The sequence below is a fragment of the Vibrio sp. 1288 genome (genome assembly GCF_033344475.1).
This window is the reverse complement of the sequence record NZ_JAWPOX010000966.1, coordinates 1-555: the sequence shown is the minus strand read 5'-3', so window position 1 is coordinate 555 and position 555 is coordinate 1. Positions and strand designations below refer to the sequence as shown.

The window sequence follows — 555 nt, the reverse complement described above, 5'->3', positions numbered from 1 at the left end:
AGCTGAAATCTGGTGTTGTGGTTTCTGTGGATTCAGATAACAACGTCAATTCCAACCATACCTTGAAAGCGTACCAAGGCAACGAGTTTGAAATCGTTGTGATAGGTGAGATCAATCAAGGCATTGATGACAACTTTACCAACGTCTTCAAGGCAGCAGCATCAACAGGCGAAACGGCATCTGCGAATGTCACGATCAAAGTGAAAAAGCAGGCTTACAACGAAGGCATGCTGAAAGTCACTAAAGTGGCAAGCAAATCGGAAGCCAGTGTCGGTGAAGTCGTTGAATACGAAGTGGTGATCACCAACGAAAACGACAACCCATTCTCAGGTGTGCGTCTAGTCGACCGTTATCCTGGTGGCTTTGCTTATATTCCTGATTCTACCGAGATGGTAAATAGCGGCCCTGATGGCGTATTTGATACCTCAGACGATATTCAAATCACGGTCGAGCCGACCAAGACAAACCAGCTGTTCTTCGATGTTGGTGACATGAATATCTATGGTAAAGGCGATTCTCAAACTGCGGATGCTGTGCGCATTCGTTACCTAATGC

Annotated in this window: 1 protein-coding gene; it reads left to right on the top strand. The window is 45.9% G+C overall.

Going from position 1 to position 555, the window contains the following annotated elements; translation table 11 throughout:
* A partial coding sequence (locus tag R8O11_RS30375; protein ID WP_318195282.1) for a hypothetical protein occupies positions 1–555 on the top strand: 555 nt, incomplete at both ends.